The organism is Roseburia zhanii (assembly GCF_014287635.1).
Lineage (GTDB): Bacteria > Bacillota > Clostridia > Lachnospirales > Lachnospiraceae > Roseburia_B > Roseburia_B zhanii.
Window position 1 is genome coordinate 558,411 of record NZ_JACOPH010000001.1, and the last position, 25,261, is coordinate 583,671.

The 25,261-nt window shown below is 39.3% G+C and carries 22 protein-coding genes; 20 read left to right on the forward strand and 2 right to left on the reverse strand.

The annotated features are described in order from the left end of the window. Positions 1 to 9 precede the first annotated feature (9 nt). The 12 genes from H8S17_RS02455 to H8S17_RS02510 all read left to right on the forward strand — a co-directional run bounded on the left by H8S17_RS02455 (position 10) and on the right by H8S17_RS02510 (position 12,177). The gene (locus tag H8S17_RS02455; protein ID WP_186866076.1) at positions 10 to 813 is read left to right on the forward strand and encodes a MetQ/NlpA family ABC transporter substrate-binding protein; all 804 of its coding nucleotides are present in this window, start codon (positions 10 to 12) and stop codon (positions 811 to 813) included. Between the two features lie 81 nt (positions 814 to 894). Continuing rightward, complete coding sequence (locus H8S17_RS02460) at positions 895 to 2,124, forward strand: NAD/NADP-dependent octopine/nopaline dehydrogenase family protein (protein ID WP_186866077.1); 1,230 nt, start codon at positions 895 to 897, stop codon at positions 2,122 to 2,124. Between the two features lie 151 nt (positions 2,125 to 2,275). Next, positions 2,276 to 3,037: an aspartate/glutamate racemase family protein gene (locus H8S17_RS02465; RefSeq protein ID WP_178050756.1), complete on the forward strand. Its 762-nt coding sequence runs from the start codon at positions 2,276 to 2,278 to the stop codon at positions 3,035 to 3,037. A gap of 31 nt (positions 3,038 to 3,068) precedes the next feature. Then, positions 3,069 to 4,232 (forward strand): pyridoxal phosphate-dependent aminotransferase, encoded by a 1,164-nt coding sequence (locus tag H8S17_RS02470; RefSeq protein ID WP_186866078.1) that lies wholly within the window; start codon positions 3,069 to 3,071, stop codon positions 4,230 to 4,232. Between the two features lie 15 nt (positions 4,233 to 4,247). After that, positions 4,248 to 5,378 carry an ATP-binding protein gene (locus H8S17_RS02475; protein ID WP_186866079.1) on the forward strand — a complete coding sequence of 377 codons (1,131 nt, stop codon included), beginning with the start codon at positions 4,248 to 4,250 and terminating at the stop codon, positions 5,376 to 5,378. 224 nt (positions 5,379 to 5,602) lie between these two features. Then, positions 5,603 to 5,815: a FeoA family protein gene (locus H8S17_RS02480; RefSeq protein WP_178050759.1), complete on the forward strand. Its 213-nt coding sequence runs from the start codon at positions 5,603 to 5,605 to the stop codon at positions 5,813 to 5,815. Between the two features lie 10 nt (positions 5,816 to 5,825). Then, on the forward strand, positions 5,826 to 6,047 hold the full coding sequence (locus tag H8S17_RS02485) for a FeoA family protein (protein WP_178050760.1): 222 nt from the start codon (positions 5,826 to 5,828) through the stop codon (positions 6,045 to 6,047). 54 nt (positions 6,048 to 6,101) lie between these two features. Beyond that, positions 6,102 to 8,288, forward strand: a complete 2,187-nt coding sequence (feoB, locus tag H8S17_RS02490) for a ferrous iron transport protein B (protein ID WP_186866080.1) — start codon at positions 6,102 to 6,104, stop codon at positions 8,286 to 8,288. A 31-nt stretch (positions 8,289 to 8,319) separates the two neighbouring features. Then, positions 8,320 to 8,451, forward strand: coding sequence for a FeoB-associated Cys-rich membrane protein (locus H8S17_RS02495; protein WP_178050762.1), 132 nt, complete (start codon positions 8,320 to 8,322; stop codon positions 8,449 to 8,451). Between the two features lie 158 nt (positions 8,452 to 8,609). Then, positions 8,610 to 9,176 (forward strand): Fic family protein, encoded by a 567-nt coding sequence (locus tag H8S17_RS02500; RefSeq protein ID WP_186866081.1) that lies wholly within the window; start codon positions 8,610 to 8,612, stop codon positions 9,174 to 9,176. A gap of 67 nt (positions 9,177 to 9,243) precedes the next feature. Then, entirely contained in the window at positions 9,244 to 10,116 is an 873-nt protein-coding gene (gene xerA / locus H8S17_RS02505; RefSeq protein ID WP_186866082.1) for a site-specific tyrosine recombinase/integron integrase, read from the forward strand. A 357-nt stretch (positions 10,117 to 10,473) separates the two neighbouring features. Next, positions 10,474 to 12,177, forward strand: coding sequence for an SAM-dependent methyltransferase (locus H8S17_RS02510; protein WP_186866083.1), 1,704 nt, complete (start codon positions 10,474 to 10,476; stop codon positions 12,175 to 12,177). Between the two features lie 61 nt (positions 12,178 to 12,238). Here H8S17_RS02510 and H8S17_RS02515 read toward each other — a convergent pair whose 3' ends face one another. After that, a complete protein-coding gene (locus tag H8S17_RS02515) occupies positions 12,239 to 14,122 on the reverse strand; it encodes a CDP-glycerol glycerophosphotransferase family protein (protein ID WP_186866084.1) in 1,884 nt (627 codons plus the stop codon). A gap of 223 nt (positions 14,123 to 14,345) precedes the next feature. Here H8S17_RS02515 and H8S17_RS02520 point away from each other — a divergent pair, with 223 nt between their 5' ends. Both H8S17_RS02520 and H8S17_RS02525 read left to right on the forward strand, forming a co-directional pair. Next, a complete protein-coding gene (locus H8S17_RS02520) occupies positions 14,346 to 14,633 on the forward strand; it encodes a hypothetical protein (RefSeq protein ID WP_186866085.1) in 288 nt (95 codons plus the stop codon). 502 nt (positions 14,634 to 15,135) lie between these two features. Then, entirely contained in the window at positions 15,136 to 15,891 is a 756-nt protein-coding gene (locus H8S17_RS02525) for a restriction endonuclease subunit S (protein WP_186866086.1), read from the forward strand. A 27-nt stretch (positions 15,892 to 15,918) separates the two neighbouring features. On the opposite strand, the gene H8S17_RS02530 is transcribed toward H8S17_RS02525, so the two are convergent. Then, positions 15,919 to 16,506 carry an HD domain-containing protein gene (locus tag H8S17_RS02530; RefSeq protein ID WP_186866087.1) on the reverse strand — a complete coding sequence of 196 codons (588 nt, stop codon included), beginning with the start codon at positions 16,504 to 16,506 and terminating at the stop codon, positions 15,919 to 15,921. A 335-nt stretch (positions 16,507 to 16,841) separates the two neighbouring features. Between H8S17_RS02530 and ftsH the strand changes: the two genes are divergently transcribed. From ftsH to rapZ, 6 genes are all read left to right on the forward strand, one after another. After that, the gene (gene ftsH, locus H8S17_RS02535; protein WP_186866088.1) at positions 16,842 to 18,869 is read left to right on the forward strand and encodes an ATP-dependent zinc metalloprotease FtsH; all 2,028 of its coding nucleotides are present in this window, start codon (positions 16,842 to 16,844) and stop codon (positions 18,867 to 18,869) included. A gap of 73 nt (positions 18,870 to 18,942) precedes the next feature. Beyond that, positions 18,943 to 20,853 (forward strand): excinuclease ABC subunit UvrC, encoded by a 1,911-nt coding sequence (gene uvrC, locus H8S17_RS02540; protein WP_186866089.1) that lies wholly within the window; start codon positions 18,943 to 18,945, stop codon positions 20,851 to 20,853. 206 nt (positions 20,854 to 21,059) lie between these two features. Then, positions 21,060 to 22,004 carry an HPr(Ser) kinase/phosphatase gene (gene hprK, locus H8S17_RS02545; RefSeq protein ID WP_178050664.1) on the forward strand — a complete coding sequence of 315 codons (945 nt, stop codon included), beginning with the start codon at positions 21,060 to 21,062 and terminating at the stop codon, positions 22,002 to 22,004. A gap of 37 nt (positions 22,005 to 22,041) precedes the next feature. After that, positions 22,042 to 23,439, forward strand: coding sequence for an aminopeptidase (locus H8S17_RS02550; RefSeq protein ID WP_178050665.1), 1,398 nt, complete (start codon positions 22,042 to 22,044; stop codon positions 23,437 to 23,439). 5 nt (positions 23,440 to 23,444) lie between these two features. Next, on the forward strand, positions 23,445 to 24,350 hold the full coding sequence (gene murB, locus H8S17_RS02555; protein WP_330595597.1) for a UDP-N-acetylmuramate dehydrogenase: 906 nt from the start codon (positions 23,445 to 23,447) through the stop codon (positions 24,348 to 24,350). 38 nt (positions 24,351 to 24,388) lie between these two features. Continuing rightward, positions 24,389 to 25,261 (forward strand): RNase adapter RapZ, encoded by an 873-nt coding sequence (gene rapZ, locus H8S17_RS02560; RefSeq protein ID WP_186866091.1) that lies wholly within the window; start codon positions 24,389 to 24,391, stop codon positions 25,259 to 25,261.

Sequence of the window (25,261 nt, forward strand, 5' to 3'; positions counted from 1 at the left end):
ACATGAAACATGAAAAAGAAAGCGATTGGAATTTTATTAACAGCAGCATTGATTGCAGGAGTATTCAGCGGATGCGGATCAAAGAGTGATGACAAGACGATAAAAGTAGGAGCCTGCGTAACACCACATGCAGAGATTTTAAACAGTGTCAAGGACAAGTTAGCAGAAGAAGGCTGGGATCTTGAAGTTGTAGAATATAATGACTATGTACTTCCGAATACAGCACTTGAAGATGGCGAATTAGATGCAAACTATTTCCAGCACAAACCATACTTAGATGATTTTAATGAGGAAAACGGCACACATATCGTAGGCGTTGCAAATGTACATTTTGAGCCAATGGCAATCTATGCAGGCAAAACAGCATCTTTAGATGATGTGGCAGATGGTGCATCTGTTGCTGTACCAAATGATACCACAAACGAAGCAAGAGCATTGTTATTATTAGAAGCACAGGGACTTATTTCCTTAAATGAGGATGCAGGTGTGCAGGCAACGGTACTTGATATTACAGATAACCCACACAACTTAGAGATCAAAGAACTTGAAGCTGCACAGGTAGCAAAATCCATTCAGGACGTTGATTTTGCCGTTATCAATGGTAACTATGCTATCGAAGCCGGTCTTACCGACCCGCTTGCAGTAGAAGCATCAGATTCCCTTGCAGCAGAAACTTATGCAAACCTGATCGCTGTCAAAGAAGGTAATGAAGATTCTGAAAAAACAAAGGCACTTGTTGATGCGGTATTATCTGACGATGTCAGAGATTATATCAATGAAAACTATGAAGGAGCAGTTGTACCTGTATTCTAATGATAGAATTGCGGGAGTTGCGTAGCAACGGAGCAATTCGTGTATCTTATATTAACTGACTTAAAAAAAGGAGAAAAAAATATGTTTGAAGATGAAGTATTAAAAAATTCACCGGTCGCCGTATTAGGTGCCGGTGCCGTAGGAAAAACCTGCGCAGCAGATTGTGTATTAGGTGGTAACAAAGATGTCCGTTTATTTGAACTTCCGGAATTTTATGAGCAGAATTTAAAGAATGTAGAGAAAACAGGTATCACACTTGGCGGTATCCAGAAGAACAAGTATGGATTTAAAAGATCAGGAAAAGCATTCTTTAACCTTCTGACATCCGATATCAAGGAAGCCGTAAAAGATGCGAAGCTGATCATCGTAGCGATTCCATCTGTTGCACATGACATCTTTTTTGAGAAATTAGTACCTGTATTAGAAGATGGCATGGTGATCCATATCATTCCGGACAATTACGGTTCTTTAAAACTCCGTAAAAAGATGCGTGAGTTAAACTGCACAAAGAGAGTTATCATCGGTGGCTGGTCAAGTGCACCATATGGAACACGAGTAGAAAAAGAAGGCGGTGTACAGACTTCTGATATGTGGTTAGTATATCGTGCACTGACACTTCGCGGAGCATCCCTTCCATCTGACGATCAGGAAATCTTCTTAAACAGCTCTAAGTATTTAGGATGCTTTGATTCCATTACACAGGGCGATGGTGCTGTTGGTGGAAATACCGTTATGGATACCGGATTTAGTAATGTAAACCCTGTACTGCACTGTCCGGGAACAATCCTTGGTGTTGGTGTTATGGAAAACTGGGGAAGGATCTATGGCGGTAATGACAAATATACCTATTCCATTTACAGCCATGCATACTGCGAATCTATCGCAGAAGTACAGTATGCATTCTTCTTGGAAGAAGTAAAATTAGCAGAAGCAATGGGGGTTGGCATTGCAAAATATCCAAAGAAAAACTTCTTATCAAGAACCAGTATCTTAGGACCGGAATACATGGGAGATGACTGCATCGTACCATTTGACGAACAGTGGGAAACCGGTTACCGTACAGGCCCATTTTCCATACAGGATCGTTACGTGACAGAAGATGTTCCGGTTGGCTGCCATATTTACCATGAATTAGGAAAGAAATATGGCGTAGAAACACCAGTCATTGACAGTATGATCACACTTGGTTCTGTCATGACAGGAAAAGATTTCTATAAGAACGGACTGACATTAGATGATCTTGGTATTGGTCACTTAGATAAAGATCAGTTATTAAATTATCTGAATCATGGAAATTATGTAGAAGCATAGTTGTAAAAAATGAAATCGTGATGCATCAGACAGCAGGCAGATAAATATCAGGGAAACCCATGTTACGGGTTTCCCATAGTTTGTATTTTCGGAGTTTTTTATCAACAGGACATTTTAAAACAGATGATTTATAGAAGGAGGGAACTTTCACATGGAATGGAAAAGCTGTTTAGAAACGACAGAGGAGATAAACGGCATACATACAACACCGCCACGTTTTACCGCAGGATTTGCAATCGGGATCATAGCCGTACATTTAGTCTATCCGAAACTGCCGGGGAACGTGGCAAATGCAACGACATATCCGTTTCCGGTTGTGTACCGGGAAGTGAATTTTGAGATAGAGCAGTTATTTGCAGGCGATCTTACGATCAAAGAAGACATTATACAGGCAGCAAAAGAATTAGAAGCACAGGGCGTTCGTGCAATCATCGGGGCATGTGGATATTTTGCACATTTCCAGCAGGATGTCAAAGAAGCAGTTGATGTTCCGGTATTTTTATCAAGCTTATGCCAGCTTCCAATCATAAAAACCGGTATTTCTGAGAAAAAAAAGATTGCAGTTTTAGCCGCAAGCGGTGATAATATAACAGAAGAACTCTTAAAAAAAGTAGGAACAGATGTAAGCCGTCTGATCGTTAAAAATATCGGCAGCTTAGAAAGTTTTTCAGCAATACGCTATGGCAGACTGACATTAGATAATGGAAGGCTGACAAAAGATCTGTGTGAAGTGGCAGTAAAATTAAAAGAAGAACATCCGGATATCGGAGCGATCTTATTAGAATGCAGCGATCTGCCGCCATATGCGAAGCAGATACAGGCAGCTACCGGACTTCCGGTATTTGATTTTAATACCATGATCGACATGGTCTATCATGCCGTTGTGCAGAAAACATATTACGGATATTTCTAAGAGAGCATTTCTAAAGAAACGGAGTTTAAATATGAAAGAATTAAGTACAAGAACAGCAGGATTTACCGATTCTGTGATCAGACGCATGACAAGAGTTGCCAATGAGTATGGAGCGATCAATCTCTCGCAGGGATTCCCGGACTTTGAACCGCCAAAGGAGATCACAGACCGGTTAGCACAGGTAGCATCAGAGGGACCGCATCAGTATGCGATCACATTTGGAGCACCGAATTTCAGAGAGGCATTAGCAAGAAAACAGGAGCATTTTTCCGGCATGAAGGTCGACCCGGACAAAGAGATCGTTGTTACCTGCGGCAGTACAGAAGCTATGATGGCAGCGATGCTTTCCGTATGTAATCCGGGAGATAAAGTAGTCGTATTTTCCCCATTTTATGAAAACTACGGAGCAGATGCGATCTTAAGCAATGCAGATCCAATCTATGTGCCGTTAAAACCTCCGGCATTTGATTTTGATGCAGACGAGTTAGAAGCAGCGATCCGGCAGCCCGGTGTAAAAGCACTGATCTTATGCAATCCGTCAAATCCATGCGGAAAAGTATTTTCCAAAGAAGAATTATTGCTGATTGCAGATCTTGCAAAAAAATACGACATTTATGTCATTACAGACGAAGTATATGAGCATATCATCTATGAGCCATACCAGCATACTTATATGGCAGCATTGCCGGGAATGAAGGAGCGTACGATCATCTGTAATTCCCTGTCAAAAACCTATTCCATCACAGGTTGGCGGTTAGGCTATGTCATTGCAGATGAAAAGATCATTGAACGGGTGAAAAAAGTACATGATTTCTTAACCGTCGGAGCAGCCGCACCATTGATGGAGGCAGCAGTCACAGGACTTAATTTTGGCGATGCATATTATAAGGAACTGCAGGCACATTATACACATATGAAGGAACTTTTTACAGGCGGTATGGAAAATCTGGGTCTGACCTTTACCAAACCGCAGGGAGCCTATTATGTATTAATGGATATCAGTGAGTTTGGTTATGACAATGATGAGGATTTCTGTGTGGCAATGGCACAAAAAGTCGGAGTAGCTGCTGTGCCGGGTTCGAGCTTTTTTAAAGAGGATATCAATCACTTGGTAAGATTTCATTTTGCCAAAAAAGATGAAACGTTGTCAGCGGCATTAGACCGCCTGAGTGATCTGAAAAAATTGAGAAAATAGTTAGTCGAGGTAAACATGGAAATTACAGCACAGGAATTAGAACAATTAAATAAGGAAGAATATCAGTTGATCGACATTCGCAGCGAGGTAGAAACAGCACATGGTGCGATCAGCGGAGCTGTCTGTATACCAGCCGAATGGCTGGAGGAGAGTACGCTCTTATGCAAAGACAAAAAAGTGATACTCTGCTGCAGCAGGGGAAAATTCAGCTTAGATGCGGCAGAACGCCTGCGGGAACTTGGATATGATGCATACAGCCTGACCGGTGGATATACTGCATGGCTGTTATATCATATGCAGCAGGAGGAAGAAAATGAATTTAACCGGAATGTAGAGCAGAGCATCCGCAAAAAATTCCACAAAAATATCTGGAGCAGATTTGCAAAAGCCATACAGCAGTACCGGTTGGTAGAAGAAGGCGACTGTATCGCTGTCTGTATCTCCGGTGGAAAAGATTCCATGCTGATGGCAAAACTGTTTCAGGAATTAAAACGGCATAATAAGTTTGCATTTGAAGTGAAATTTATCGTTATGGACCCTGGATATAATAAAATGAATCGTAAGATCATCGAAGAAAATGCCAAAAAGCTAAAAGTTCCGATCACTGTGTTTGAATCAGATATTTTTGAGTCCGTCTATCATATCGAGAAGTCACCATGCTATCTGTGTGCAAGGATGCGCCGTGGACATCTGTATCATTATGCAAAAGAGTTAGGCTGTAATAAGATCGCATTAGGCCATCACTATGATGATGTGATTGAAACGATCTTAATGGGAATGCTCTATGGGGCACAGGTACAGACTATGATGCCAAAGCTGCATAGTACGAATTTTGAAGGAATGGAACTGATCCGCCCACTGTATCTGATCCGCGAAGATGATATCAAGGCATGGAGAGATTATAACGGACTGCATTTTATCCAATGTGCCTGTAAGTTCACAGATACCTGTACGACATGTAATAATGAGGAGAACCGTTCAAAACGTGTAGAAATCAAAGAACTGATCCGGGAATTGAAAAAGAAAAATCCATTTGTAGAGGCAAACATCTTTAAAAGTGTGGAAAATGTCAACCTCGATACCATTGTGGCATATAAGAAAAATGGAGAACGTCATCATTTTTTAGATGAGTATAAAGAAAAATAGTGTAGCACAGAACACCGCAAAAGAAGTGTGGAAAGGGATTTATCGCCTTGTCCGCACTTCTTTTTTTGTAAAGTTAAAATATCCAAAAAAGAATCAACTTACTTGAGTTAGTTGATAAAAACTCTCAATAAGGTTCTTGACAACTAATAGGCGTTAGAATATACTAACCATTGAAAAAGAAGTGAAAAAAATTACCAACAAGAGTACGAACAGAGGAGGAGAACATGATGCCGTTATCTATGGTAAAAGAAGGAGAAGAAAACATTATTCAGAGAGTGGGAGGAAAAGAAGAAACCCGCCGGTTTTTAGAGAACCTTGGCTTTGTCATTGGCAGTCCTGTAACTGTTGTATCTGAAATTGGCGGTAATATGATCGTGAACATCAAAGATTCGCGGGTTGCCATTGGAAAAGATATGGCAAATAAGATTATGGTATAAGGAGATTATTATGAAAACATTGAGAAATGCTGAATGCGGTAAGACGGTCAAAGTGAAAAAACTTTCCGGCGAAGGTCCGGTTAAGCGTCGTATCATGGACATGGGTATTACCAAAGGTGTTGATATTTATGTAAGAAAAGTAGCACCGCTTGGAGATCCGATCGAAGTAACTGTACGTGGATACGAGTTATCTTTGCGTAAAGCAGATGCAGAGATGATCGAAGTAGAGTAACTGTGAAAAAGCCAGCCTGTTATATGGCTAAAACATAAGGAGAGGAGCAGAACAATGGCAATTAAAATTGCATTAGCAGGTAATCCGAATAGTGGAAAGACCACATTATTCAATGCGTTGACAGGTTCTAACCAGTTTGTTGGAAACTGGCCGGGCGTAACTGTTGAGAAAAAGGAAGGAAAGTTAAAAGGTCATAAAGATGTAACGATCATTGACTTACCGGGTATTTATTCATTATCCCCATATACATTAGAGGAAGTCGTTGCAAGAAATTATCTTTTGACTGAAAAACCGGATGCGATCATCAATATCGTAGATGGTACAAATATCGAGCGTAACTTATATCTGTCTACACAGATCATGGAACTTGGTATTCCGGTAGTCATGGCAGTCAACATGATGGACTTAGTTGAAAAGAGCGGTGACCAGATACATATTGACAAACTCGGAAAGAGATTAGGCTGTGAAGTCGTAGAGATTTCCGCATTAAAAGGAACAGGGATCAAGAAAGCAGCAGAAAAAGCAGTTGCATTGGCACAGGGCAAAAAGAGTGCAGGAATCGTGCATGAATTTGCAAAAGATGTTGAAGATACGATCAGCACTGTAGAAGATAAACTGTTTGCAGACATTCCGGCAGAGCAGAAAAGATTCTTTGCGATCAAACTGTTAGAGCGTGATAATAAGATCGCAGAACAGTTATCAAGTATACCGGATGTTTCACAGGAAATCGAAGCATTAGAGAAAAAATTCGATGATGATACAGAAAGTATTATCACAAATGAAAGATATGTATACATTTCATCTATCATTGGTGAGTGCTGTACAAAGAACCAGAAACAGAAATTGACACTTTCTGATAAAATTGATAAAGTTGTTACAAACCGTATCTTAGCATTACCGATATTTGCAGTTGTTATGTTTATCGTATATTATGTATCCGTAACGACTGTCGGCAGCTGGGCAACTGACTGGGCAAATGAGGGTGTATTCGGTGATGGCTGGAAATTATTCGGCGTGATCGATGTTCCCGGTATCCCGGTACTGATCGAAAGTGCATTAGATGCAGTTGGCTGTGTTGACTGGTTAAAAGGATTGATCTTAGACGGTATTGTAGCCGGTGTTGGTGCAGTACTTGGTTTCGTACCACAGATGTTAGTATTATTTATCTTCCTTGCTTTCTTAGAGGCATGTGGATATATGGCACGAGTTGCATTCATCATGGATCGTATTTTCCGTAAATTCGGACTTTCCGGAAAATCCTTTATCCCAATGCTGATCGGAAGTGGTTGTGGTGTTCCGGGTATCATGGCATCCCGTACGATCGAAAATGACAGAGATCGTAAAATGACTATTATGACAACAACATTTATTCCTTGTGGAGCAAAATTACCGATCATCGCATTGATCGCAGGTGCTATCTTTGATAATGCAGGATGGGTATCCGTAAGCTGCTACTTCGTAGGAATCGCAGCAATCATCTGTTCCGGTATCATTTTAAAGAAAACAAAGATGTTCGCCGGAGATCCGGCTCCATTCGTTATGGAGTTACCGGCATATCATATGCCTACAGTAGGAAATGTATTAAGAAGTATGTGGGAGCGTGGATGGTCCTTCATTAAAAAAGCAGGAACGATCATCTTATTATCTACAATCGTTGTATGGTTCTTAATGAGCTTTGGATGGGTAGATGGTTCCTTTACAATGTTAGAGGCAGAGCAGTTAGATTCTAGTATCTTATCCTCTATCGGTAACCTGATCGCATGGATCTTTATCCCACTTGGCTGGGGCGACTGGAAGATGGCAGTTGCAGCTATCACAGGACTTGTCGCAAAAGAGAACGTAGTAGGAACATTCGGTATGTTATACGGATTTGCAGAAGTTGCAGAAGACGGAGCAGAAATCTGGAGCAACCTTTCCGCATCACTTGCACCGGTTGCAGCATATTCCTTCTTAGTATTCAACCTTCTGTGCGCACCTTGTTTCGCAGCAATGGGAGCGATCAAGCGTGAAATGAACAACGCAAAATGGTTCTGGTTTGCAATCGGATATCAGTGCTTCTTAGCATATGTTGTATCCCTGTGTATCTATCAGATCGGTATGCTGATCACAGCAGGCAGCTTTGGAATCGGTACAGTAGTTGCATTCCTGTTTGTTATCGGATTTGTATATCTGCTTTTCAGACCATACAAAGAAAGTGAAACATTAGATGTAAATATCAAAATGCCGGCATCAGCAAAATAATAATTCAGTAATAGAATAAGAGGTGGCTTTTATGGGTACAGTATTAGTTGGTGCGATCGTACTTGCATGTGTTGCACTTGCGATCCGTAGTTTAAGAAAAGACAAAAAGAATGGAAAATCTTCCTGCGGTGGTGACTGTGCACATTGCAGGGGCTGCCACTAGATGAAAAACAGCCGTCTGGTATCTTTTGAGATATCAGGCGGCTGTTTCTTTGATGGGGGATTTTGATTTGTTTGAAAGTTATGCTGAAAAATGGCTTTGACAGTGGTATAATAAAAAAATGATTTGTATGAACAAAATAAGGATTGGAGATAAAACAGATGATTACGGGAGAGCTTAAGAATAAAATTGATGCCCTGTGGGATATGTTTGCAGCAGGCGGTCTGGTAAATCCCCTAGAAGTCATTGAACAGATCACATATCTGATGTTTATACGTGATCTTGATGATACAGATAACGTAAGGGCAAAAGAAAGCGTCATGTTAGGGATTCCATATCAGAGTATAGGTGATTATAAAGAAAGACCAAATATGATAGGAATGTATAAAACTGCATTGCCAAAAGATGTAGCAGAAAAAATGAGAGAGTTATTGCAGTGGTATAGCAAACAGGAAAAAAATTTGACCACATTAGCAGAATTTCATGTACGATATGAGATCATACATCCATTTCAAGATGGAAATGGTCGAACAGGCAGAATGATACTTTTTAGAGAAGCTTTAAAAAGTGCAGATGTCGATCCATTTATTATACAAGACGATAACCGCAGTAGTTATATTGAGGGATTAAAAGAGTATAGAGAAGAACAGAAAACAGATAAATTAGTATCTTTGATGCAGCAGGAAACTGTTGATTATTATCAGCAGTGCAGTTATTTCATGGAATAGGAAAATTCAAAAAACAGATTTTAATTATGGTTGCAGGATGTTGGTATATCAGGAGGAAAATACAAACATGCAGGAAAAAATAGTAACCATATTAAATGAAATGGCAGAGTATTTAGATATATTTTTGGCAGCGAAACAGATTGAAGGATGTTCAGAACGAACTATAAAATATTATAAGATGACAGTTGCACACTTATTTAGTCAGATTTCTCTGGAAGTAAGAAAAATGACAACGGAAGATATCCGACGATATTTAGTAGATTATCAGAAATTAAATTCCTGTAGCAAGGTGACAGTTGATAATGTCAGAAGAAATCTTTCAAGTTTTTTCTCATGGTTAGAGGAAGAAGATTATATATTAAAAAGTCCGATGCGTCGGATACATAAGATTAAGACAAAACAACCGGTAAAAGAGATTATTTCTGATGAAATGATTGAGAGATTAAGAGATAGCTGTAAATGTGCCAGAGATCTTGCGATGATTGATCTGTTGTATTCAACAGGAATCAGAGTCGGTGAATTAGTGGGGTTAAATATTTCTGATATTGATTTTGAAGAAAGAGAATGTATTGTATATGGAAAAGGTGATAAAGAACGGCGGGTTTATTTTGATGCAAAGGCAAAACTGCATTTGCAGAATTATCTGAATGGCAGGACTGATAAAAATCCGGCATTATTTGTAACATTAGATTCACTATATGAGCGGTTGAAAATCAGTGGCGTAGAAATACGGATCCGTGAACTTGGGCGACGGTTAAATATGGATAAAATACACCCTCATAAATTCAGAAGAACCATGGCAACTAGAGCGATTGATAAAGGAATGCCAATAGAGCAGGTACAAAAAAATTTAGGTCATTCGCAGATTGACACGACGATGCAATATGCGATCCTTAATCAGAACAATGTAAAAACATCACATCGAAGGTACATTGCATAGTGAAAGAATTTGCAATTTGAGTAGGTAAGGTGATAATGAAAGCAGGTGTATGATGAGTTCAAATCATTTTTTTGTAACGTTTTAAATAATCCATGAAATAACTTCCTGAAATATGTGAAAGATAAAGTGGCATCACAAAAAGCAAGTGGTAGTCTGGATAAAAAATAAAATATGTAATTGTTAAGTCTAAAAAAATATGATAAAATACGCATAGCAGTTTTGGTTGTTTGAGTGTGGTAACTTAACAATACAACATAAAAACAAAAACTGCTATTTTAATTTGAAAAAAGTAGTGGTTTGATATACTTAGGGCTAGCCGTCGCGCTAGCGACTTGGTACAATATAGTTAGGAAGAAAATGAAATACAACCAATATAACAATTATTCAGAACAATTGAAACCAAAACCAATATTTAATCTAAACTATTATAAAGATGATGATAATTATTCAGATGGAGATGTAGAAAATCAAATTTTGCAAATCATAGCAGAGAATAAACCAGAAGATTACACGAAGGCAATTGCTAAAAATTATAGCTGGCCGGTGTACTATCATTTGACTAGAACAAGAAGAAATCTTTTAAACTGGTATGATTTTGAGCCAGAGAGTGAAGTTCTTGAGATTGGCTGTGGATTTGGGGCATTAACAGGACTCTTATGCGATAAATGTAAAAGCGTTACAGCTGTAGAGTTGTCGCAAAGACGAGCTATGGGCACATTGCTACGTTGCCGTGAGAAGGAAAATCTTGAGATTATTGTAGGAAATCTGAATGATATTGAATTCACCCCAAAATATGATTATATCACATTGATCGGTGTACTTGAGTATCAGGGAAGATTTACGGACTCGGATCATCCATATAGGGACTTTTTGGCGAAGATAAAAAAACTTTTAAAGCCAGAGGGAAAACTTCTGATCGCTATTGAAAACCAATATGGTTTGAAATACTGGTGCGGAGCAGGAGAAGATCATACGGGTGTACCGTTTGATGGCATGAATCAGTATTTATATACAAATCAGGGTATTCGGACTTTTTCAAAGGAAGGGTTGAAAAAACTTATTCATGAAAGTGGATTTGAGCATAGCTATTTTTATTATCCAATGCCAGATTATAAATTGCCGACCACCATTTATTCAGAAGACTATCTGCCAGAAGATGAAAATATGCAGAATGTCAGGTGTTATTATGCAAAAAATGCACATACGCTGGTTGCGAATGAGAATGACATTTATAAAGATTTAGTTGAAAATCATGTATTTGAATTTTTTGCAAATTCCTTTTTGGTTGAATGTGCTGGCGTAGAAGATTTGGGAAATATTTTATTTGCAAGCTTATGTGATGAAAGACAGCCGGAGTATCAGTTGGGCACCAAAATTTACAGGGATAAAATTGTAAAAAAATTTAGTTTATCACAAACTGGTGTTTCACATATAAGACAGACAGCAGCCAATGAAAAAACATTAAAGGACAGAGGATTGCTTACTTTGGGAAGCAAAATCGTGGGAGAGGAATTAGAAACTCCATACCATGAAGGAGAACTGTTTGAGAAGGTGTTTGTTAGGGCATGTAGAGCAGGAGATGAAGAACAGGCAGTTTATTTATTGGAACGATTATATGTGGACATATTATCGTCTTCGGAAACTGTACCGGACGAGGATAATATTCTATATGCGCTGCATCCGGAATTGAAACAGGAACAGATTAACTACGGACCAATTTTGAAGAATGGATATCTGGATATGACATTTCGGAATGCATTCGTTTCAAATGAAAACCTGCTATGGTTCGATCAGGAATGGATGTTGGAAAATGTTCCGGCAGATTACATTATTTTCAGGGCATTGGGAACGGTATATTTTTCTTATCGGGATATCAACGATACGGTTCCGATAGAAAGAATCATTGAAAAATGCGGGCTAAAAGATTCCTGGTCTGGATTTAAAGAGATTGAAAAGCTGTTTTCTTCATCAATCAGAGATGAATTACATATAAAAGAGGGGGCAGGTTTTACACAGGTGGATTCCGAAAGGATTATTGAAAATATTAAAAAGATTATATAAAAGAGAGCTGTTGCATGAAAAAACAGATAATATTTTCGTGCAGCAGCTCTTTGAAATAAATCTAATTCCACATACTGCAAATAGAATATTTAGAGGAAAGACGTTTGTCTAAAAAAACTTTTGAAGCATCAGAATCAGCTGCGGTATAATACTCAATTGCGTCTAAGATGTCGGAACAACAATGTTCAGCATTGGAGAACAGAAGCTTTCTGTTTTCAATTATGGAATCATAATTTTCTGGTGACGAAAGGAAACGTTGTACACAGTCCTGTAATTCCAATTTTTTACATTTGATAACATAATCCATAGGTACCGATGCATGACGGCTCGGAGTTGTATCTGGAATAAGCCAGTCGGTAACGGCAATACTCGGAACATCAAACATTAAAGCTTCTGCCATAACACTTGATTCATCGGATACAACGAGGTCACTCATTGCGAGTGCTGTCATAATACTTTCTTCCGGTTCAATATAATATACATTATCAAACTTTCCCTCATGTAAATTCCGCATTTCTTTAATATTTTGAATAATATTCGAATATTTTCTATTCCAGTGTGACTGCTTAATCAGCAAATTTACTTTTAAAGAGGAGAGGGCTTTGACAAAATCATCCTCTTTTCCATCATTCTCCCACGAAGGAGCATATAAGATAGAAAAATCATATTTTAAATGTAGCTGTTCTTTTAATGTACGGATGCGTTCTGATAGGTCACAGGAAGATAACAGGCTGCTTTTGGGATAACCAAGTTCGTAGGCTCCACATCTTGGATTAGTGTAATATTGAAAAGCACATGCAGACCATAAGTTTGCCCAGGAATGTCCTGGTACGATTCCAATATCGAATTTATCCCAACGTTCCAATTCCCAGAAAGCTGGCCAACGGTTATGTCCCTGAGCTAAGTCATGTAGTAATATCAGAGAAAATTTTGAGTTTTCAGGGTAACAAATATGCTGGCAATAGACACCAATTTCAGCATTTTGATGAATGTCTTTTGTAAAATTTATTTTGTAACCTCTGGATTCTGCCATATCAGCAATTGGTTTTAAATTATAATATTCCCCCATATCAGTGTAAAAGAAGGTGATTTCTTTTTTGCAGGATACAAAATGTTCTGTTACAGTAAAATCTGTCAAAGTTTTTGAAATGCGTGAAATATCATTTTCCGAATAATACAGCTTTAGGAAATCTACATAATCAGAAATAGATTGTGTAGAATCTGAATACTCGACTACAATGGAAGATGAAAGCGGCAAATAAGTGTAAGCAATTTTGGCAGACCATAGTAACTGATAAAGAAATACTAAGTACTGCATAGAAGCAGTTACATCAGGGTGTGAAAAGGAAAGCTGCTTTACATAGGCTGTAGAAAGAAAAACAGTAGACAAATCACCATATAGGTTTATATTGTTCATAGCACTGTAGCGCAGTAATTCTGCACCATTAAAAATTTTATTGTCTAATGTTGCTTTATACATATAATCAGGATGTGCAAGTACGGTATCACTGTTATCTATAAAATTACGGGCGTGCATAATGCCGTTTACTGAAGTAATTTTGGTCATCATAGAAAGAAGAATTGCGATACGGTTTTTCTCATAATGATGTTTGGAATCATAGAAACAGAGATATTCGCTCTCGATAGATGGCAGACAATTTAAAAATTCTTCCATTAAGTTTTTTTCATGCATATATATAACAGATAAATTAACATGGATATCTGTACTGATCATATCTGTTAAATCAGGTTTTAGTTCATCTTCGCTTAGGATATAAATAGCGGTAACGGGTGTAATTGAAATTTGGCAGGAAGAAAAGAAATTGTCAGCGCCAAACGATTGTTTATATATTTCAAGACATTCAGCGGCAGACATGAAATCTTTTGCTAGAATGCATTGTTGTATAAGTTGTATCATTTCATCTTTGGGTGATAAATTGTTCATAGTTTTTTACCAGGATAAAATCGTGGTTGTTACCTCCATAATTTGATATGAATTAAGTATAAAAAAAAATGGGCGAGATTTCAATAGACAAGCTAAAATGCGCATTGGTATTTAAGCAAAAATTAGATAATTGCCTTATAGCAATATTTCCATTAAAATAAAATCAGATAGTTTGATTACAGAATAAGAGGAAAAATATGGAATTTGACAAAGGAGTGGCTGTATGCTGAACATTGGAAGCCTTATTTTAGGTGCGTGTGCTTGGCTATTTGCAGGCTTGGCGATTGCAACACCGAAAGCATATACATCCCATAGAAATACCTTGGTAAGCTTTGGACTATGTGCAATTTCTCTTGTATTTCAATTATTTGAGATAAATCGCAGGGTGTTTCTTGGTGATTATGCCGCTATTGAAGATACTATTCGTGCGGTTTTGATTGCTTCTGTCGCATTGGTTTCCATTACAATGATTCTCAATCTTGTTGCATTAGCCAAAGCAAAAAACAAATAAGCAAATTCGGATTTGTAAAAGTGGTAAGGAGCAGTGTTTGGCATTTGTAAAAGTAGTAACGAGTAGTACATGGCACTGTGGATAGTGGACAGGGATAAAAGAATAGATGTTTGACATAGAAGCGGTTGGATGCTAATATAATAACAAAGGGTGCTGCCGATAAACGGTTAGCCCTAAATCATGTTAGTCAAAAATGACCGCCAAGTTTTCTCAGGACAGGGCGGTTATTTTTGTGTCTTATCATTGCTCTTAGAACCAACGGTATAACCAAGAGCAAAGCAGGTAATACATAAGCTGATGATGGCTATGAAAAGATCCGTTGTAAGCATAAGAAACGCCTCCTTTGGTAGATTTCTGCAGGCAGATTTCTATGTAATCAGAGGCCACAGTCCTCTGTAAGAAGGAATAACCGCCTACCGTATATGGTAGCACCAAATACACAATAACAAACGTTTGTTCTAAAAACAAGAGTTTTACAAAGTCTGGTTTGTTGAGAAGATGGATGAAATATATTGCGTTAAAAGATGTTTGTAAAATAAGTATGGGACAATCTCCAGATTCGTCAAGTTATAACAATAATGAAGATGGAATTCCCTTTTTTCAGGGAAATGCAGATTTTGGAGAGAGATACCCGATAACAAGAGTTTGCTGTAATGCTCCAACTAAGATTGCAAAAGCTGAAGATATACGAATATCTGTAAGAGCACCTATTGGTGCATTAAATTTTGCAAAAGAGGAATGCTGCATAGGTCGGGGATTAGCTGCATTAATGCCAGATAGAAGTAAGATGTCATTAGAGTTTATTTATTGGTTTTTAAAAGGCAAAAAGGTAGAATTAAATAGCAAGGGAACAGGAAGTACATTTAAAGCTATAAGTCGAAAAGTTCTTGAAGAAATAATGGTTCCTGATATTGATTTTGATATGCAATATAAATATGCAGGAATATTAGAAAAAATACATAGCGTAATTCAGATGCATAAGAAAGAATTAGATGAATTAGATAAGTTGATGCAAGCCCGATTTGTCGAGATGTTCGGTAGTCCTGTATCTAACCCTATGTCTTGGGAAAAGCGAACATTGAAAGAGGTATGTAAAAAATTGAATGATGGAACCCATTTTTCACCTGAAAGCTTTGAAACGGGCGCTTATAAATATGTAACAGCGAAAAATATTAAGCTGACCGGGTTTGATTTTTCAAATATTACCTATGTGCCAGAAGAAGTATATAGACCTATTTTTGACAGGTGCAAAGATTAAAAACAAGGGAATAAAGGGGAAATCATTCTATTCCCTGATATTCCCCTTTTTCATATTCTCCCGGATCAACCAGTCGGTAACTTCATATAATCGTTTAGAACCAAGGCTTGTCTGGCTCTGTCTGCCATACACCTGTTTAGCTGTGACCTGATGTTCCCTCCAGTCACTTCCACCATTGCTGTTATTTAAAAGTAACGGCTGCAGATTGTCCATTGCATGTGCAAATTTTGCTTCCGGTGTTTCAAATGCTTCAAATTCATCAAAGAGCCCGGCCAGTTCCTCTTTCTGATCTTCTGGCAGGAGTGAAAAGATCCGTTCTTTGGCGGCATCTTCTCTGGCTTTCTGTGTTTTTTTGCCTTCTTCATCGTAGGCATAAGTGTCGCCTGCATCAATTTCTACGATATCATGGAGCAGGCACATCAGCATGACTTTTGAGATATCAACTGCTTCATTGGAATATTCCCGAAGCAGATATGCCATGATTGCCATGTGCCATGCATGTTCAGCATCATTTTCATTTCTGCCATGACCGGAAAGATGCGTCTGCCGGAAAATGTTTTTTTCTTTATCAATTTCTAATGCAAAATCAAGCTGCTGCTGTAATCGTTTGTCCATTGTATGTACCTCCGTAATGGTTGTAAATGTTTGATTATGATGATATGAAGGCCAACAGGCATTTTCACTTCATTCAATGCATGAATTGCTCCATTGTTACGCAACTTTTACAATTCTATACAAAGTATAGCATACATTCAGATAGTTAGGTGTCTGTATTTTTTTGTAATTTAGAAAAACTTTAGAAAAAACAAGAAAAGTTCAGAAACTCTATATTGCTTTTAAATCTTTTAACACATATAATAAACAGTAGCAATTATTGGAAACATATTGCTGCGAATACGCAGCCAAGATACGGGAATCCTAGAATCGAAGGCTGTCATACGGAGGACATTATGGATAATCAGGAACCAAATAATAATCAGAACAATAACCGGAATAACCGAAACGGTCAGGTCATTATGACTTTTATTCTGATATCGCTGTTTGCATTGTTTATCATCAGCTTTGTTTCAAATAAGCTGACACAGCAGTTTAATCAGGAAATATCTTATACAGACTTTTTAGCAAAAGTCGAGGCAGATGAAGTAGAAAGCATCAAGTATACCGGAAGTGAGATCGATATCACGTTAAAGTCAAAAGGGACTTCCGTATATAAGCAGACATATTATACAGGTATGGTCAGTGATGATGAACTTATTCCATTGTTGAAGGAACATAATGTAGAGATCTATGGCTACATACCGGACAATACGTCTACATGGGTATATAATATCTTAAGTTTCATTCTCCCATTGGTACTGCTCTGGGTACTGCTTGGCTTCATTATGAAGCGTATGGGCGGCGGAGGCGGCATGATGGGTGTCGGCAAAAGTAATGCCAAAGTATATGTAGAAAAGTCAACAGGAGTGACATTTAAAGATGTAGCAGGACAGGATGAAGCCAAGGAATCCTTACAGGAAGTAGTAGATTTCCTGCATAACCCGAAAAAATATCGGGATATCGGTGCAAAACTGCCGAAGGGTGCGTTGTTAGTAGGCCCTCCGGGAACAGGAAAGACGCTGCTTGCAAAAGCAGTTGCAGGAGAAGCAAAAGTTCCGTTTTTCTCCCTTGCAGGATCTGATTTTGTAGAAATGTTTGTAGGTGTAGGTGCTTCCCGTGTCAGGGATCTGTTCAAAGAAGCACAGAAACAGGCACCATGTATTATCTTTATTGATGAGATCGATGCGATTGGTAAGAGCCGTGATTCGAGATTTGGCAGCGGCAATGATGAAAGAGAACAGACCTTAAACCAGCTGCTTGCAGAGATGGATGGTTTTGATACATCAAAAGGTCTTCTGATCTTAGCGGCAACGAACCGTCCGGAAGTATTAGACAAGGCACTGCTTCGTCCGGGACGTTTTGACCGAAGGATCATTGTAGACCGTCCGGATCAGAAGGGCCGTTTAGAAACATTAAAAGTACATGCAAAAGATGTATTGATGGATGAAACAGTGGATTTAGATGCATTAGCACTTGCAACTGCGGGTCTTGTGGGTTCTGATCTTGCCAATATGATCAATGAAGCTGCGATCAATGCAGTAAAGCATGGCAGAAAATATGTCAACCAGTCCGATCTGTTTGAAGCATTTGAATTAGTTGCAGTCGGCGGTAAAGAGAAGAAGGACCGTGCGATGAGTGAAAAGGAGAAACATATCGTTTCTTATCACGAAGTAGGTCATGCGATGGTAACAGCTTTGCAGAAAAACACCGAACCGGTACAAAAGATCACGATCGTTCCAAGAACCATGGGAGCATTAGGATATACATTACAGACACCGGAGGAGGAGAAGTTCTTAGATACCAAGGAAGAACTCTTAGCGAAGATCACAACTTTTATGGGTGGTCGTGCAGCTGAAGATATCGTATTCCATTCTGTTACCAGTGGTGCAGCAAATGATATTGAACAGGCAACTAATATTGCAAAATCCATGATCACACGTTTTGGTATGTCTGAAAAATTCGGTATGATGAGTCTTGTCACAGTAGAAAGCCAGTACTTAGACGGCAGAGCTTCTATGAACTGTGCAGAAGAGACAGCAGCCGAAGTAGACAAGGAAGTGCTTAAGGTCATCAATTCCTGTTATGCAGAAGCGGTAAGACTCCTGACAGAAAACAGAGAAGTATTAGATAAGATCGCTGACTATCTGTATGAACATGAAACTATTACAGGTAAGGAATTTATGAAGATTTTCCGAGAATTAAAAGGACTGCCTGAGGAGGATGAAAAAGAGCAGAAGAATAACGATACCAAGGCAGATGCAAAAGAGGATACACAGGCAGAAGACCAGCAGACAAAACAGCAGGACGAACAGTCAGGCGTTACATTAGAAAAGGGTCAGCATATCGATATGACTGCAGACGATAATCATACTAAAGAGTAACTATAAAGGTACGGAATCGTTATGCCAGAAAGCAATATAAGTCCATTAGAATTTACACAATAAGGATATACAAATGTTTCAATTAGAAGAAGAATTAAAAAAACTCCCGGATCAGCCGGGAGTTTATATTATGCATGATAAAAATGATACGATCATTTATATAGGAAAAGCCGTTTCACTGACAAAGCGTGTCCATCAGTATTTTCAGGCAAGCCATAACGAGGGCATTAAAAAAGCACAGATGGTACAGCAGATCGCCCGTTTTGAATATATTGTGACGGATTCGGAATTAGAGGCATTGGTATTAGAATGTAATCTGATCAAAGAGCACAGACCAAAATATAATACGATGCTTAGGGATGATAAGACTTATCCGTATATTAAAGTGACTTTAGGGGAAGAATTTCCAAGGGTACTCTTTGCACGCCGGTTAAAAAAAGACAAGTCAAAATATTTTGGACCTTATACTAGTGCAGGTGCAGTCAAAGATACGATCGATCTTTTGAATAAGTTATACGGACTCCGCACCTGTAACCGCATACTGCCACGCGATACAGGAAAGGAAAGACCATGTTTGAATTATCATATCAAACAGTGTCATGCACCTTGTCAGGGATATATTTCCAAGGAAGAATATGCGACACGCATTGAACAGGCAGTCCGTTTTTTAAATGGAGAGTATCAGCCGATCATGCAGGAACTCGAAGAAAAAATGCAGAAAGCATCAAGTGAACTTGCTTTTGAAAAGGCAATGGAATACAGAGATCTTTTAAACAGTGTGAAGCAGATCGCACAGAAACAGAAGATCACAGATGCAAGTGCAGAGGACCGGGATGTGATCGGTATCTCAAAGGACGGAGAAGATGCGGTTGTTCAGGTGTTTTTTATCCGTGGAGGCAAGCTGATCGGCAGGGAACATTTTTATCTTCGGATCGAAACAGAAGACAGCCGGGCGCAGGTCCTTACCGTTTTTTTGAAACAGTATTATGCAGGAACGCCATTTATCCCGAAACTGATCATGCTGCCTTATGAAATTGAGGATAAAGAAGTCATTGAAGAATGGCTTAGTGGAAAACGTGGTCAGAAAGTCTACGTTAAAATTCCACAAAAGGGCATGAAAGAAAAGTTAGTAGAGCTTGCAAATAAAAATGCAAAACTGGTACTTTCACAGGATAAAGAGAAATTAAAGAGGGAAGAAGGCAGGACGATCGGAGCCATGAAAGAGATCGCAGGATTGTTAGAACTTCCTTCCGTGATGCGTGTAGAAGCATACGATATTTCGAATATCAGTGGTTTTCAGTCTGTCGGATCGATGGTTGTCTATGAAAAAGGAAAGCCCTGCCGCAGTGATTATCGCAAATTCCGCTTAAAAACAGTCACAGGACCGGATGATTATGCGTCCATGCATGAAGTTTTGACGAGAAGATTTGAACATGGCAAGATGGAACGGGAAGAATTAAAAGAAAAAGGTTTAGAAGATTCTTATGGCAGCTTCACAAAATTTCCGGATCTGATCATGATGGACGGTGGCAGAGGACAGGTAAATATTGCATTGGCTGTTTTAGAAGAACTCCATTTAGACATTCCGGTGTGTGGTATGGTCAAAGATGATAATCATAGAACGCGGGGGCTATATTATAACAATATAGAGATTCCGATAGACAGGCACAGCGAAGGATTTAAACTGATCACCAGAATACAGGATGAAGCCCATCGTTTTGCAATCGAATACCACAGGTCATTAAGGAGCAAGGGACAGGTCCATTCTGTCTTAGATGATATTCCGGGGATCGGCGCTTCCAGAAGAAAGGCGCTTATGGTACGTTATGCTTCCTTAGATGCGATCAAAGCCGCAAGCGTGGAAGAATTAGCCGAAACACCTTCGATGAACCGGCAGGCGGCCGAAGCGGTGTATCAGTATTTCCGCAAAGGCAGCGGTTCATACAATGACGTTACTGTTCACTCCGTGAGCAGTAACTCGTGATTTTTGCATGAAAGTTCGCTTTGCGAAGCAAAAATCACCACCTGAATCACTTTCTTACGCAGCCAGACAGTAAATGTCTGTCTGCTGTGTGAACTGTAACAAAATGACTGATTACTGTGCAAAACAGCCATAGTCGGTTGTTGTCTGTACAATAGAAGTGTGCTATACTTAGAGAAAAATCAAGTGGCATGAAAAGGAGAGATGGCATGGAAGGTGTAAGCGTAGCAAAAATAGCAAAAATGATGGATCTTAAGAATTTTACAGATGATATAAATTTAAAGGAACATCGTATCATTTTATCAGATGTTAATCGTCCGGCATTACAGTTGAGCGGATATTTTGAACATTTTGAACAGTCCCGTGTAGAGATCATCGGTATGGTAGAATATGCATATTTACAGAAAAAGTCAAAAGAAGAAAGACAGGAATTATACGATGCATTTCTTTCTTTTGATATTCCGTGTGTTATTTTCTGTCGTGGATTTGAACCGGATGAGATGTTTTTAGAGGCAGCAGACCGCAACCAGATACCGGTGCTTGGAACAGAACGTGGAACATCTGAATTTATGGCAGAACTGATCTATACATTGACAGAACAGCTGGCACCCTGTATTACGATCCATGGTGTTTTAGTAGATGTCTATGGTGAAGGACTTCTGATTATGGGAGAGAGCGGTATCGGTAAGAGTGAAGCTGCGTTAGAGCTGATCAAGAGAGGACACCGTTTGGTAACCGATGATGTGGTAGAGATCCGTAAGATCAATGAACATACTTTAGTCGGAACATCACCGGATATCACAAGATATTTTATCGAACTGCGTGGTATCGGTATCATCGATGTGAAGACCTTATTTGGTGTAGAAAGTGTAAAAGAAAAACAGAATATCGATCTGGTCATCAAATTAGAAGACTGGAAAAAAGAAAATGATTATGACCGTTTAGGATTAGAGGAAGAATATACTGAATTTTTAGGTAATAAAGTCGTGTGTCATTCCCTGCCGATCCGTCCGGGACGTAATCTGGCTGTTATCTGTGAAGCAGCAGCCGTAAATCATCGTCAGAAGAAGATGGGATATAATGCCGCACAGGAATTATACCGTCGTGTACAGGCAAATCTGACCAAAAAAGATGATGATGAAGATGATGAATAAGATCATAACCAAAATATAGAAAGAAGAGTGACAGAATATGGAAAGCAGGAATGCATGGGAGAAATATCCTACAGGAGAAAAGCGTCAGCAGGTCATGGATTTTGCAGAGGATTACAGAAAGTTTATTTCAGACTGCAAGACAGAACGGGAATGTGTCCGTGAATTTGTGCTACAGGCAAAAAAAGCAGGATTTAAGGAATTACAGACCTTAATAGATTCTAAGACACAGATAAAACCGGGTGATAAGATCTATGTAGATCACATGGGGAAAGCAATGGCACTTTTCGTGATCGGCGAGGAACCGTTAGAAAAGGGAATGAACATTCTTGGTGCCCATATCGACTCACCGCGTCTGGATTTAAAACAGGTGCCGTTATATGAAGATACACAGATGGCACTGTTAGATACCCACTATTACGGTGGTGTGAAAAAATACCAGTGGGTAACACTTCCATTGGCTCTGCATGGCGTATTTGCAAAGAAAGATGGAACCGTTGTAACTGTAAATGTCGGTGATAAACCGGGAGATCCTGTATTTGGGATCAGTGATCTTTTGATCCATTTATCTGCAGATCAGTTAGAGAAAAAAGCTGCAAAAGTGATTGACGGAGAAAAATTAGATATTCTGATCGGAAGTATTCCGACAGGGCAGAGTGAAGATTCAGAGAAAGTAAAAGATACGGTAAAAGCAAATATGCTTCGTATTTTAGAAGCAGAATATGGCATTACAGAGGAAGATTTCCTTTCTGCAGAGATCGAAGCAGTTCCGGCAGGAATGGCAAGAGATTATGGATTTGACCGCAGTATGATCATGGGTTATGGACATGATGACCGCGTGTGTGCATATCCATCTTTTCAGGCGATCTTAAAGATGACACAGCCGAAGATCACAAGTGTCTGCTTATTAGTGGATAAAGAAGAGATCGGAAGTGTAGGTGCGACCGGAATGCATTCGAGATTTTTTGAGGACTCTGTTGCAGAACTTTTAGATTTAAGCGGAGCATATTCCGAACTTTCCGTACGTCGTGCAATGCGTAATTCAAAAGTCCTTTCTTCTGATGTCAGTGCAGCTTATGATCCGAACTATCCGGAAGTCATGGAAAAACGCAATGCAGCATATTTTGGAAAAGGATTAGTATTTAACAAATATACCGGTTCAAGAGGCAAGAGTGGATCAAATGATGCAAATGCGGAATATATGGCAAAACTGCGTCGTATATTAGATGATGCACAGGTGACATTCCAGACTTCTGAACTTGGAAAAGTAGATCAGGGCGGTGGTGGAACGATCGCATATATTTTAGCAAATTTTGGAATGCAGGTTATCGACAGTGGTGTGGCAGTATTGAATATGCACGCTCCATGGGAGATCATCAGCAAAGTCGATCTGTACGAAGCATTCCTTGGATATCAGGCATTTTTGAAAGAGGCATAGAAAACGTGGAAACAGTACTTAGAGAATTAAAAAAAGTATTAAGAGAAGATCAGATAAGAGAACAGGAGCCATTAAGCCGTCATACAACCTTTCGTGTAGGCGGTCCGGCTGACTTGTTTTTAACACCGGATAGTACACAGATCAGTGATGTGATGCAGATCTTAAAGGCACATCAGGTATCTGCGACCGTGATCGGAAAAGGCAGTAATCTGCTGGTAGGCGACAAGGGAATTCGTGGCGCAGTGATCGAGTTTGGAAAGCAGATCGCACAGATCCATGTGGAAGGATCTAAGATCATGGCAGAAGCAGGAGCAGCCTTGGCAGCAGTTGCACAGCAGGCATACAAGGCAGGGCTGGCCGATATGGAATTTGCAGCAGGGATTCCCGGAAGTGTAGGCGGTGCATTGGTAATGAATGCCGGAGCATACGGCGGTGAGATGAAGGATATCGTAGAATCGGTAAAAGTGCTTTCAAAAGATGGGAAGATCATGGAATTATCCAATGAACAGATGGATTTTTCCTATCGTCATAGCTGTGTCACAGAGCAGGAGTATCTGGTACTTAGTGCAGTTTTAAAATTGCAGCAGGAAGAACCAGAGAAAATTTTAGCACGGATGGAGCAGTTAAGAGAGCAGAGAGTCAGTAAACAGCCGTTAGAATATCCGAGTGCCGGCAGTACATTTAAACGACCGGAAGGATATTTTGCAGGAAAACTGATCATGGATGCAGGGCTTGCAGATTATACGATCGGTGGCGCAGCCGTATCAAAAAAACACTGTGGATTTGTGATCAACAAAGGTGGTGCAACGGCAGCAGATATTCTTGCACTCATAAAGCGTGTACAGCAGGTGGTAAAAGAGCAGTCTGGCGTAGAATTAGAGCCTGAAGTAAAACTGATCGGAGAATTTTAAATAGTTGGTCAGATGGATTAGACAGGGAGAGATAAGACGTGAAATTAGTAATATTGACCGGAATGTCAGGAGCCGGAAAAAGTACAGCACTGAAAATGATGGAAGATATCGGATTTTATTGTGTTGATAATCTGCCGATACCACTGTTAGAAACATTTGTAGAATTATCAGAAACAAGTAAGGAAGAATTACAGAAATTTGCGATCGGAATTGATATCCGGAGCGGAGAGTCATTTGAAGAATTGCATTCTGTTTTAGACCGCTTAGATCAGAAGGGAAAAGCACCTGAAATTCTATTTTTAGAGGCAGAAGATGCGACACTTGTCAAACGGTATAAGGAAACCAGACGAAATCACCCGCTTTCAGGCGGAGAACGTGTGGAAACAGGAATCGCAGAGGAGCGGAAACGTCTGGAATTTTTAAAGCAGAGAGCAGACTATATCATTGATACGAGCAGACTTCTGACAAGAGAACTCCGTGCAGAATTAGATAAGATCTTTGTAAAGCAGCAGGATTATAAGAATTTGTTTATCACTGTATTGTCCTTTGGTTTTAAATATGGGATACCGGCAGATTCCGATCTGGTATTTGATGTACGTTTCCTGCCAAATCCCTATTATGTAGAAGGACTGCGGGAGAAAAACGGAAACGATAAAGAGATACAGGATTATGTATTGCAGTTTGGAGAAGCACACGAGTTTTTGGACAAGCTGACAGATATGATCGATTTTCTGATCCCGAACTATATCATCGAGGGAAAAAACCAGCTTGTGATCAGTATCGGCTGTACCGGCGGCAAGCACCGTTCCGTGACACTTGCAAATGAACTCTATAAAAGATTGTCAGGTAATAAAGAATATGGTCTAAAGATCGAGCACAGAGATATTGAGAAAGATGCATTGAGGAAGTAA

Bases quoted from the DNA above. Each gene is read 5' to 3' on its own strand.
- H8S17_RS02455 (WP_186866076.1), top strand. From the start codon at position 10: ATGAAAAAGAAAGCGATTGGAATTTTATTAACAGCAGCATTGATTGCA.
- H8S17_RS02460 (WP_186866077.1), top strand. From the start codon at position 895: ATGTTTGAAGATGAAGTATTAAAAAATTCACCGGTCGCCGTATTAGGT.
- H8S17_RS02465 (WP_178050756.1), top strand. From the start codon at position 2,276: ATGGAATGGAAAAGCTGTTTAGAAACGACAGAGGAGATAAACGGCATA.
- H8S17_RS02470 (WP_186866078.1), top strand. From the start codon at position 3,069: ATGAAAGAATTAAGTACAAGAACAGCAGGATTTACCGATTCTGTGATC.
- H8S17_RS02475 (WP_186866079.1), top strand. From the start codon at position 4,248: ATGGAAATTACAGCACAGGAATTAGAACAATTAAATAAGGAAGAATAT.
- H8S17_RS02480 (WP_178050759.1), top strand. From the start codon at position 5,603: ATGATGCCGTTATCTATGGTAAAAGAAGGAGAAGAAAACATTATTCAG.
- H8S17_RS02485 (WP_178050760.1), top strand. From the start codon at position 5,826: ATGAAAACATTGAGAAATGCTGAATGCGGTAAGACGGTCAAAGTGAAA.
- feoB (WP_186866080.1), top strand. From the start codon at position 6,102: ATGGCAATTAAAATTGCATTAGCAGGTAATCCGAATAGTGGAAAGACC.
- H8S17_RS02495 (WP_178050762.1), top strand. From the start codon at position 8,320: ATGGGTACAGTATTAGTTGGTGCGATCGTACTTGCATGTGTTGCACTT.
- H8S17_RS02500 (WP_186866081.1), top strand. From the start codon at position 8,610: ATGATTACGGGAGAGCTTAAGAATAAAATTGATGCCCTGTGGGATATG.
- xerA (WP_186866082.1), top strand. From the start codon at position 9,244: ATGCAGGAAAAAATAGTAACCATATTAAATGAAATGGCAGAGTATTTA.
- H8S17_RS02510 (WP_186866083.1), top strand. From the start codon at position 10,474: ATGAAATACAACCAATATAACAATTATTCAGAACAATTGAAACCAAAA.
- H8S17_RS02515 (WP_186866084.1), bottom strand. From the start codon at position 14,122: ATGAACAATTTATCACCCAAAGATGAAATGATACAACTTATACAACAA.
- H8S17_RS02520 (WP_186866085.1), top strand. From the start codon at position 14,346: ATGCTGAACATTGGAAGCCTTATTTTAGGTGCGTGTGCTTGGCTATTT.
- H8S17_RS02525 (WP_186866086.1), top strand. From the start codon at position 15,136: ATGAAATATATTGCGTTAAAAGATGTTTGTAAAATAAGTATGGGACAA.
- H8S17_RS02530 (WP_186866087.1), bottom strand. From the start codon at position 16,506: ATGGACAAACGATTACAGCAGCAGCTTGATTTTGCATTAGAAATTGAT.
- ftsH (WP_186866088.1), top strand. From the start codon at position 16,842: ATGGATAATCAGGAACCAAATAATAATCAGAACAATAACCGGAATAAC.
- uvrC (WP_186866089.1), top strand. From the start codon at position 18,943: ATGTTTCAATTAGAAGAAGAATTAAAAAAACTCCCGGATCAGCCGGGA.
- hprK (WP_178050664.1), top strand. From the start codon at position 21,060: ATGGAAGGTGTAAGCGTAGCAAAAATAGCAAAAATGATGGATCTTAAG.
- H8S17_RS02550 (WP_178050665.1), top strand. From the start codon at position 22,042: ATGGAAAGCAGGAATGCATGGGAGAAATATCCTACAGGAGAAAAGCGT.